Raw genomic sequence first — 11,599 nt, forward strand, 5'->3', positions numbered from 1 at the left:
CTTGCCCGCTTGCTATTAAAAGCATGATGACATCGGAATGTGTTCGATGATCCGATAAGCATCTCAATAGTGGTCTGAACCTGTATCAGTATGTACTGGATTCGTTGACGTGGATTGAATTGCCGTTTTGTCATGTCTCAACTGTCCAAGGGTAAATATCAGGGAGCTTTTGATATTCTGTTTCAATGCGGATTTAGGCGCCAGGCGCAGTGCCAGATCTCGTTTCAGTCGAGGGAAAAAACGATCCTCCTGCTCAATATCACTCATCGATCTTGAGGCATTGGCCATCATTTCTGCTCTTGGGATGCGTGTTTTTTCATAAAAACGCAATGCAGCTATAGGATCAGCTTTCTGCATGATAGCGTGAGCCAGAACAGCAGCATCTTCCATTGCCATTCCGGCTCCTTGCCCTAGGCTGGCTAGCATGGGATGCGCTGCATCGCCTAATAATGTGATGCGACCTGTCCCCCAATGTGGAGAAAAAGGACGATCCTGAGCGGGAACAGCGATAATGTCTGTCGAAGGCGTTTTTAAGATGATATCTGAGACAATATTCGGCCAGCCTTGGTAGAAATCTGCAACATCTTGGTTGGAGCCTTGCCAGGTTCGCGCCTGTTTGTCTTTCATATTGGCTGTTCCCCACCAATAGACTTCTCCCCCGCCAATGTCAATTAAACCAATCCGTTTACCGGCCCCCCAATAATGCACGATATAACCTGGCGTAATTTGCTGATGCTGGTAACGAGTGATAGCTAGCCAGCAAATATAATCAGCAGTGCGGATAGGTTCTGAACTCTGCATTAGAGACCGCACAGTAGAATAAATACCATCGGCACCGATGAGTATGTCTCCTTGGGCTTCACGGCCATCAGCAAACTTCACAGACACACCAGTGGCAGATTGATTAATTTCAACTGCCCTAGCGGATACTTTGACTTCAATATCAGGCAACTGTTGCAACAGTGCTTGCTGTAATGCTTGACGCGAAATACACACGCTGGCAGCGCCGTTTTCTGCGGAAACCTCTGCCAGAGGTAGTCGCCTTAACAAACGATCGCCAGCAGTACGTATTTCAAAGGTTTTGGCAGGAGCACCGAAGTGCTCCAAATTAAGATTGATACCCAGAGTACCAAGCGCAACTGAAGCATTAGACATCACGGATAACCCAGAACCACGGGTCCTTAGCTCCGGTGCTTGTTCGTAGATCTCAACGGTGCAACCGATGTGTTGCAGAGCGACGGCGGTCGTCAACCCACCAATTCCTGCACCTATGATAATGATTTTCAAAGGTTTGTTCATTTTGTGCTCTTAATTGATGTTGCGGTTAGAGAGGAGGAGATACGCATTTCATTCAAAATTACTTTTGCTACCTCGGCAACGTAGGGTTCTTCCATTATTTCCAGATGATCGCCAGGGACATCAATGACATTTAACTTACCTGTAGTCTTATTACCCCAGCCATTTTTGGGATCACGATATTCACTGCGGATCGTGTCATGCATCGAACGCAATACATCCGGTAAAGGTTGGGTTGCATGCAACAATGTCATATCAATATCAGCAATATGGTGAGTTGAATAATCCGCGGCAGCCTGCCAGTTAGTCTTATAGACTTCAAACAGTCGCTGTACCACAGCTCTTGAACTCCCCTGTGGAATGGCTCCGGTAGCAATGGCGTGCTCGGTAATATATTCAAAACGCTCCTGTAAGGTGGTGATGTATTCAGGAACAATTTGTTCAGGTAAATTCGCGCCTTGGTTAAGCCATAGCAGTTCCCAGAAGAACCAATTCAACAAGGCGTTATCATCTGTTTTGCCCCGTGATTGCTCATTCAGCGCCGTTGTATCCAATACAAAAAGGTCTGCTATTTTTTCGCCTGCTTCTTTCAGTTGCCGGGCCATTTCGAAAGCGACAAAGCCGCCATATGACCAGCCGCCCAGTGAATAAGGCCCTTGTGGCTGTATCTGCCGGATAGTTTGAATATAGTTAGCTGCCTGCTGTTGTATCGTGGCGAGAGGTGTTGATCCCGCTTCAACGCCATGAGCCTGCAATGCATAAAATGGCTGGTCAGCCGGGAAGTGTTTAACTAAACGCAGGTAAGACAGAACGTTACCGCCCATGGGATGGACAAAGAATAGTGGGCGGCGTTTACCGGTGGTACGCATCGGCACCAATGGGCTAAAGTGCGCTTGTGCATCACTGTGGCGCACCCGCAGCGCTAACTGAGCAATTGTTGGATCACTGACAAATACCGATAGCGGAATATTGACGGCAAAATGTTTTTCAACCAGTACCACCAAACGCATGGCTGTCAGAGAGGTTCCTCCCATATCGAACAGATTCTGATGTACAGAAATCGATGGGATCTTTAATAAATCGGCAGCCAGTTCGCATAATATACGCTCATAGCTATCGTCAGGTTTCCCATCATGACGGTCGATAGGTTGCCGGGTGATAACGGTTTGGCTTAATTGACTGTCATCCCTTTTGCCACTCGGTGTTTTAGGCAGGGAATCCAACCATTCGATATGGCTGGGGATCATATATTGCGGCAGAGTGGCAAGCAGATGCTCAGATACCTTATCAACTATATTGTCACTCTTTTCTCCCACTAGGAATGCCACCAGAAAACGGTCATTGGTGTTACGTTGTTGAACAACAACGGCGACGTCTTTGATGAATTTATCTGCACCTGGTGTATTGGCAATAGCGAGTTCCACTTCGGCCAGCTCGACCCGGTAACCGCGTACCTTAACTTGGGAGTCTTTACGTCCCAGGCACAATATCACACCATTATTCAATTTGATGCCCAGATCGCCGGTACGATACCATTTCCTTGGGGAGTTTGTGAGTGTAATAAAACGTTCAGCACTCAGTTCCGGTTGATTGTAATATCCCAGGGCTAATAAGGGGCCACTGACATAAATCTCACCACGCACTCCAGGTAAAACTTCCTGTAGCTTATCATTCAGGATCAATACGTTAGAATTGTCAATCGCGGTTCCGATAGGCGGCAGTGCCGGGAAAGTTTCAGGATTACCGCTCATGGTAAATGAGGTAATAACGTGTGTTTCCGTTGGTCCATACTGGTTTTCAAGGAGCCCATCTTCGAGTTTGCCAATGAACTTCCTGATTTCATCCGTAACGCGTAACTGCTCTCCTGATGAAATCACCACTTTTAGCTTTTCAGGGTAAATATTCAATGTATCCGCTGTTTCTGCCAATTGTTGCAGGGCAACATAAGGCAGATAAATGCGCTCGATTTGGTGCTGATGAAGCAATCGGAGCAGGTTAGCTGGATCTTTGCGCTGTTCATCGCTGACAAGATGTAATGTTCCGCCTGAGGCTAATGTGGAGAAAATTTCCTGGAACGAAACATCAAAACTCAGTGGTGCATATTGCAGTGTCGATGATGCCCGGATTCCACTGGTTGTTGTGTTTTGCCATTTCACTAAATTAGCCAGACTTCGATGCGGCATGGCAACGCCTTTTGGTATACCGGTAGAGCCGGAAGTGAAGAGTAAATAGGCTATCTGCTCAGGAGCAATAGTAACGGCAGTCGGTTGTATTAATGAATCTGGCCCTTGAAGCAACTCATTCACATCAATTAATGGCGTAGAGGAAAGTAGAGGGCTTGTTGGCTGCTGCTCTGTATTGGTAATAATGATCAATGGTTTTACCTGCTCAATCATTACTTCAATACGTTGGGCTGGATAACTTAAATCCAGCGGCAGACAGATCCCTCCTGCACGTAATACACCGATCAATGTTGCAATCAATTCCGGGGAACGCTTCAGAGCAATCCCTATTGGCATTTCTGCGTGAGCGCCCCGTTTTACTAAAGCATCAGCGATAAGTGCCGATTTATGCCAAAGTTCATCAAATCGCCATTTTTCATCACCATATTTCAGCGCGATTGCCGACTTATGCTGGCTGACAGCCCAACTGATCGCATCAATAACAGATGTGAAAGTCGAAGAAGCAGTAATAGCATGAGTGGGTATTTTGGGTATGGTGCTAAGTGAGGCTTCTTCGTCACTTTGGTTGACAATATTTCTGAGAATAGCTAAGTAGGCATCAATAAACATATCAGCCTGAACCGATGAGAATACCGTACCATCAAAGTCACAGCGTAATACGTTACGGCCAGTAGCAAAATCCGTCATAACGTTGACCAGGATTTCAAAGTTGGTTTCTTCCCAGGGCGTGAATGAAATCAAATGCAAATCAGGGGAATTAAAGACTTCTGCTAACGCATGGAAATAGACATAGTTAAAAGCAGTGCTGATTTTTGCTCCATCACCCGCAGCTTGCTGGATAGCATTCAGAGGGTATTTTCTATGTGGTGAATGACGTTGCTCTGTGATAAAGACGTCATTGACACATTCTATCCAGGTTTTACCTGTTGCTGAAAAACGAACCGGTAATGTATTAAGGAATAACCCCAATAAATATTCTGAGTTCTGTACCTCAGGTCGGCTATGAGTGATTAAGCCTGTTGCAATTTCATCCTGTTCAGCAAATAAGGCAATTGTGGCGCAATGCGCCGCGAAAAATACGGATTTAGTTGATACACATTTTTGTTGTACCCAGTCTTTTAGTCGTTCTTCTATATCATCAGGTATTGATACTGATTTCGATATCAAAACTTCATCAGATGGAACATCATAGAGTCTATAACCTGTGACCTGTGTTCGAGATAATCCGGAAAGTTCATTCTGCCAATAGATTTTGTCCTCTACGGATGTCAACGATAGTCGCTCATTCCGTACAGACAATGCGGGTGACGGCAGACGGATATCAGTAATACCATTTCCATCACTATCAATATAGTGATGCAGTAATTCGCGTATCAGATTAGCCACACTGCTGCCATCCAGGATTGCATGGTGAAAACTCAGAATGAGTTCAAGCGCTTCTGCTGTTTTAAATAATCTGATGTTAAATAGTGGTGCACGATCGAAGAGGTAATGATGGCGTGTCTGCTGATGCATATATTGGATAATTTGATATTCAGCGCGGACAATATCAATTTCACTGAGATCAGTAATTGCAACGACTGAATCAATATCAATAGATTCATTCACAATTTGCAGAGGTTCTTTAAAGTCAGCCAGATTAAAGTGTGAACGTAGGGCTGGGTGCCTTTGAATCAATACCACCGCACTTTTCCTGAAGTGATTGGGGTTCCACTTCGTTTGAAGGGTATAGCGGAAAACATCTTTGTATTTTGCTGAATCATTGGCCTGCTGGCTATGATAGATCAAACCCAGTTGTAGTTGTGTCGCCGGATAGGCATCTGCAAAACCAGATAATTTGGCCTTTTCAGCTTCATCAATCAGAGCAAATGGCAACAGATCCAACGTATCTGCGATAGGTTGTGAGAGTTCAACCTGATGGCTCAACTCAGCAATGGTCAGGTATTGTGTTAACTGCGACAGAGTGACTTTGATACCTGCTTTTTCAGCTTCGGAACGGATTTTCAGCATCAGGATTGAATCACCACCGATAGCGTAGAAACTATCCTTGATACCAACATTGCTGATGTTCAGAACGCTTTGCCATATTTTAACCAAGGTTTTTTCAAGTTCGGTCGAGGGTATATGTGCCGCCTCAAGAACTTTATCCTGCGTTAGCTGACTCAGCGCATTGCGATCCGCCTTACCATTCGGCGTCAGGGGAATAAAGGGTACAGCAATAAATTTTGCGGGTACCATAAATTCAGGTAAGGAATCTAACAGGCGGTCACGAAGCGTATCAGCGGTATAATTTTTACTGGCGACATAATAGGCGCAAAGATAGGTGCCACGTTGTTCATCATGCTCAGGCAGGACTTCTGCACTGGTAATGCCCGACATTCTCTCTAGCGTGTTCTGTATTTCGCCCAGTTCGATCCTGTTTCCGCGGATCTTCACCTGATTATCAATACGCCCAAGATATTCGATGCTGCCATCAGGCAACCATCTGGCTAGGTCCCCGGTGCGGTACCAACGCACTGTTGCTAAACTGGATATATCACGGATAAACTTCTCATCAGTTAATTCAGGCTTGTTTAGATATCCACGAGCCAGGCCCACGCCACCAATTTGTAATTCCCCTGCTACACCAATCGGCTGTCGGGTGTTGTGAAGCGACATAATACGCAACGCGGTATTATTGATAGGATAACCAATTGGCACCCGGGTAATTTCGTCTGTCGAACTGGTCGGGATCTCATAATAGGAGACATCGACCGTTGCTTCGGTTGGTCCGTACAGATTAACGAATAACGGCATGTCCTTGCCAAACTGCGTAAATATTCTTCTGAATTGATTTACCCGGGCGGGAGATAATGCTTCGCCACTGGTGAAAATTCTGCGCAGACTGCCGATCTGAGTGATCAGCTCAGGTTGCATTTCCAATGCATTAAGGAAAGGAAACAGCATTGAAGGAACAAAGTGCACTGTCGTGACATCATGTTCTTTAATCGCTTTAATGATCTCTAAAGGATCTTTTTGTGCTCCGGGTGGCAGCAAAGCGACAGAGGCGCCAGTCATTGACCACCAGAATAATTCCCATATGGAAACGTCAAACGAGATAGGTGTTTTTTGCAAAATAACATCGGTTTCATTTAACAGATATTTTTCCTGCATCCATTCCAGCCGGTTAACAACTGATTTGTGTTCAATCATCACACCTTTCGGCCGCCCGGTGGAACCTGAGGTATAAATGATATAAGCCAATGAATTGGGGGCAGAACGGTTAAGTAACGGTAATGTTGCGGTATCAGATGCATCCCGGCTGTTTAGCACTTGATAGTGTTCAGCAAATGTTTCATTTATTGGGCGTTCTGTCAGAATGACGGAAACGCCGCTGTCTTGCAGAATATACTCTATTCTTTCAGCAGGATAAGAAATATCAATGGGCAGGTAAGTTGCCCCCACTTTCAGAGTGGCAAAAATGCAAGCCAGCATTTCCTCGCTACGTTCCATCATAACGGCAACAACATCCCCGGATTGCACTCCATGCCTGACCAGCATGGATGCGATATTATCGGTATGAGCCTGTAATTGTTGATAGCTCCAGGATTGTGACGCGTGTTGTGCCGACTTAATGGCAATGGCCCCAGGATGTAAAGCAGCCTGTTTTTCAAATAAGGTAGACATGGTTTCGCGATCAGAGAAAGAGACATTCGGTCCCTGTTCAAAGGCTTGCAGTTGTTGTTGTTCCTCTGTCGGAGAGATATCAATATGTGAAACCCCACTGTCCGGTGCTGTGATGATTTGTAAAATGATCTGTGAGAGTGATGCGGTAAATTGTTCAAATGAATAGCCAGTATTGAAAACATCAGCGGCACCCCAGAAATTGATAGCGACATCATTGTTATCACCATGGGTAATCATATGAATGGCTAATACATCTGCTTCATGACCATTAGCGCAAGCATTTGAATAGTATTCAATTTTTTCAAACTCAGGAATTTTCTGTAACTGAATATAGGAAACGGTAACATCAAATAGCTGGCGGGAAATATTGCCGGCTCTATTGCGTGTTTTTATTAGTTGGCTCAGAGGAACATGTTCATATCGTTTCAGAAATTTGATTTTTTTCTTAATTTGCTGTGCTAATACCCGCAAGCTCATCTCGGAGTCAACGGTTACGGAAATTGGCAGCGTATTGGCCCATTCACCAATAATATTGATATTACTTTGCTGACGGTTAAATAGCGGGATGCCGATAGTGATATGAGAATTATTGTGTATCCGTGCTAATAAAATAGCAAGTGCCGTGGTCATAACAACAAGAGGGGACATTCCAGTTGCTAATGCACTTTCAACCTGAGAACAGGTTAATGTCATCTGTTGTTTTATAAATTGGGTATTTTCGGCTGGCTTCTTACGGGTAAATAAAACGGGTTCAATCCCCTCAATAGTTTTCGCCAGCTCAGAGACATCATTCACCATAGAATGATGTTTTAGCTGTTCTAACGAGCGGGTAATAGCTGCCAGATACTCTTTTTGAGTGTTAACATATTCTGGGACGGGTTCTGGACTTTGATATTGCTGGAGGATTTTTGTGCTGAGTAAATTCATCCCCCAACCATCGCAAACAATATGATGGGTACGTAACAAAAGGGCAACATAATTAGCCTGGTTCAGGGGGACAATGGCGACTTCTAACAAAGGAGCACCAGTTAAACTGAAAACTTTAGCCGGCCATGCCGAAATAAAGTCTTCACCAGTTTGAGATTGTGATTGTAAATATTCGTTATTGATTACCTTGACTCTAACCTTAGCCATATAATGATTGATACGCTGAGTTAGTAACTCATTCTCTTCCAAAATTTGTATTTTGCCGATGATTTCCTGATTAAGAACGTTATTTGTCGCCATAACGAGCTTATCAAGATTAATATCCCTAGAAAGGTACCGTATCTGTGCCAAAGTGTATTGAGCGCTTTGTGGGTTGCGCTGATTTTCAAAAAAGATATCTTGTTGATACGGAGTAAGAGATATTACATTTTGTAATTGTTTCATATCATAATCCTTGAAGACGAAAAGGAGCACTCTATGTCATTGCGATTATGTCGACTTTTTATCGCCAAGAAAAAAATGACATAAAAAGTTGATTTATAATAACAATAATCATGTTGTTGATTCTAGTTGGGGGATCCCTGTATTATTTTTCATGTTTATTGATAATAGCCATAATTTGTCATCAGCGATATAACGTGTAAATTATATTTATGTCTTTTAATCACTGAAGAGTAACGTTTTCGCTCCAGAAATTGGTGAGTCAACAAATCCTTCCCATTTTGCAAGGTCAGAACATTGACTACATTTGGGTGGTCAAGACATCGTCGTTCCTTCTGGCTATTGCCAGTGGAAAAGTAAGTAGCCATTCAGTTGGCTGGGTAAATTTATTTGTATCAGCGTTGAAGCATTGCATTGGTTGCATGACAGCAAATGTGACGCGCTTCCTGCTTTATTGATAATGAAAACAGGCTAGACGGTTCAATCGGAGAAAAAGCGAGCTAAATTGTTTATTATGGTAAGAAAAGATTAAGGGAAACCTATCCGGGTAATTTCTTGTCCAAATATTGGGATGTATTGAAAATGGTCGATCCAGATCCTCGTCAGGAAGGAAAAGTTTACGCAGGCGATCAGATGGGAAGATGATATGAAGCGGAAAGCATTATTCGTTTAGCCTACCTGATGAATTTGATTCAGTTAGCGGGTGGATTTCGGTTAATTCCCCGGTAGCCAGGATACTGATGAGTAAACCAACAGGTGACAAAATTATCGTAAAAAATCAATGCTTAACAGCCAGTTACTGGATTTTGACTGTCATGGTAAGTCATTGAATTAATCATTCAGATTAATAACGTACGAAAATAAGTCTCATAAGAAATTATCTTAAAATATATATATCTGGTTTCTATCTTTGGTTTAATCTTCTTCATAATGATAAATTTAGCAAAGCATGTAGTATTTATTTGGAGTTCAATAATGCAAGAAGGTAACAAAATCCTTGTGGTGGATGATGACATGCGTTTACGAACGTTGTTAGAGCGTTATCTGACAGAACAAGGTTTTCAGGTACGTAGTGCTGCTAATGCGGAGCAGATGGACCGCTTATTGACACGAGAATCCGTTAACTTAATTGTATTGGATTTAATGTTACCTGGGGAAGATGGGCTTTCTGTTTGCCAAAGACTGAGAAAACAAAATAATCCGGTGCCGATTATTATGGTGACGGCACGAGGGGAAGAAGTAGACCGTATTGTTGGGTTGGAGATCGGCGCTGATGATTATATTCCTAAGCCATTTAATCCTCGTGAGTTATTAGCACGCATCCGAGCGGTATTACGCCGTCAGGCGAATAAGTTACTGGGCATACCCGCTGAGGATGATGCAATTATTAATTTTGGTAAGTTCAATCTTAATCTGAGTACCCGAGAAATGTTTCAGGGAGATGAACATATAATGCTGACCAGTGGTGAATTTGCCGTACTGAAAGTGTTGGTTTCTTATCCTGGTGTGCCGCTGTCTCGTAATAAGCTGATGAGTTTGGCCCTCGGCCGGGAATACAGCACCATGAAGCGATCTATTGATGTTTTGGTTTCACGTCTGCGCCGTGTGATTGAAGAAGATCCTGCGCACCCTCGTTATATCCGGACCATCTGGGGACTGGGTTATGTCTTTGTGCCTGATGGAAGCCGTGTATGAAGCGATTGCGATTCTCCCCTCGCAGCACTTTTACCCGTACTTTATTCCTGGTCATGGCTATGCTGTTTATCAGTCTGGTAACCAGTTACCTGGTCGTTGTGAATTTTGTTATCATGCCAAGCTTGCAGCAGTTCAATAAAGTGTTAGCGTATGAAGTTCGTACTTTAATGGCTGAAAGATTGAAGCTGGAGGACGGATCTTTTCTGGTGATCTCACCAGTAGTACGCCGGGAGATTTATCAGGAGTTGGGTATTGCGCTGTATTCTGAGTCTGATGCGGAGATACAAGGTTTACGCTGGGCCAGGCATTATGATTTCCTGAGTGAGAAGATGAGTCAATACCTTGGTGGCAAAGCTGATCTGCGTCTGGAGATAAACAAAGAGAGCCCTATACTTTGGCTTAATTCTTATTTGGCTCCTGATATTTGGGTCAGGGTTCCTCTGACTGAGATCGAGCAAAATCAATTCTCACCCATTTTCCGTTATACATTGGCAATTTTATTACTGACGTTTGGTTGTATCTGGCTTTATATCCGTTTTCAGAACCGGCCTTTGCTGGAAATGGAGTATGCTGCCAGACAGACGGGTAAAGGTATTATGATGCCCACGGTGCGGGAAGCCGGTTCGTCGGAAGTTCGCGCTTCTATTCGTGCATTTAACCAAATGTCCGCAGGAATAAAGTTATTGGAAAGTGACCGGACGATATTAATTGCTGGGGTAAGCCATGATTTGCGTACTCCACTGACACGTATCCGGTTGGCAACAGAAATGATGAGCAAGGAAGATGCTTATTTGTCTGAATCTATCAATAAAGATATTGAAGAATGTAATGCCATTATTGCGCAATTTATTGATTATCTCCGTACCGGGCAGGAAATGCCAATGGAATTCTGTGAACTTAATTCTATTCTCAAAGAGGTTATTTCTGCAGAGAATGGCTATGAGCAGGATATTGAAAATAATCTGTCTCTGCCCCCAATAACCGTTAACGCGAATCCGATTTCTATTAAACGGGCATTGGCTAATATGCTGGTTAATGCCAATCGTTATGGTAATGGCTGGATTAAAGTCAGTAGTGGTCAGACTCATGAATTTGCTTGGTTTCAGGTAGAGGACGATGGAGCAGGAATTAAGCCGGAAGATTTGCCGCGGTTATTTCAGCCATTTGTTCGGGGTGAAAGGGCGCGTAGCAACAGTGGGACGGGGTTAGGTCTGGCTATTGTTCAGCGGATTATTGATGCTCATGATGGGAAAATTGAAATTGGCACCAGCCCCAGAGGGGGATTATCTATTCGTGCTTGTATTCCTGTTGTGGAAGATAATTTTTAATGGCCTGAGAAGATAATCTCCGGCTTTAATTTCATAGCCTGTGGAGATGACAGTTTTATGTCA

The 11,599-nt window shown here is 43.7% G+C and carries 4 protein-coding genes and 1 pseudogene; 3 read left to right on the plus strand and 2 right to left on the minus strand.

Translation table 11 applies throughout. The annotated features are described in order from the left end of the window. Positions 1–63: 63 nt before the first annotated feature. Together ACGF63_RS05755 and ACGF63_RS05760 are read right to left on the minus strand one after the other, a co-directional pair. Positions 64–1,299: an FAD-dependent monooxygenase gene (locus ACGF63_RS05755; protein ID WP_387629434.1), complete on the minus strand. Its 1,236-nt coding sequence runs from the start codon at positions 1,297–1,299 to the stop codon at positions 64–66. After that, a complete protein-coding gene (locus tag ACGF63_RS05760; protein ID WP_387629437.1) occupies positions 1,296–8,516 on the minus strand; it encodes an amino acid adenylation domain-containing protein in 7,221 nt (2,406 codons plus the stop codon). Before ACGF63_RS05760 ends, ACGF63_RS05755 begins: the two co-directional genes overlap by 4 nt. Positions 8,517–9,199: 683 nt before the next feature. Here ACGF63_RS05760 and ACGF63_RS05765 point away from each other — a divergent pair. From ACGF63_RS05765 to envZ, 3 genes and pseudogenes are all read left to right on the plus strand, one after another. Continuing rightward, positions 9,200–9,343 (plus strand): annotated as a pseudogene (locus tag ACGF63_RS05765) (transcription elongation factor GreB); the annotation flags it as partial. 145 nt (positions 9,344–9,488) lie between these two features. After that, positions 9,489–10,208, plus strand: a complete 720-nt coding sequence (ompR, locus tag ACGF63_RS05770) for a two-component system response regulator OmpR (protein WP_036846312.1) — start codon at positions 9,489–9,491, stop codon at positions 10,206–10,208. After that, a complete protein-coding gene (envZ, locus tag ACGF63_RS05775; RefSeq protein ID WP_152963247.1) occupies positions 10,205–11,536 on the plus strand; it encodes a two-component system sensor histidine kinase EnvZ in 1,332 nt (443 codons plus the stop codon). The genes ompR and envZ overlap by 4 nt, the downstream gene beginning before the upstream one ends. Positions 11,537–11,599: the final 63 nt, after the last annotated feature.

Source organism: Photorhabdus sp. RM322S (assembly GCF_042879395.1).
Lineage (GTDB): Bacteria > Pseudomonadota > Gammaproteobacteria > Enterobacterales > Enterobacteriaceae > Photorhabdus > Photorhabdus khanii.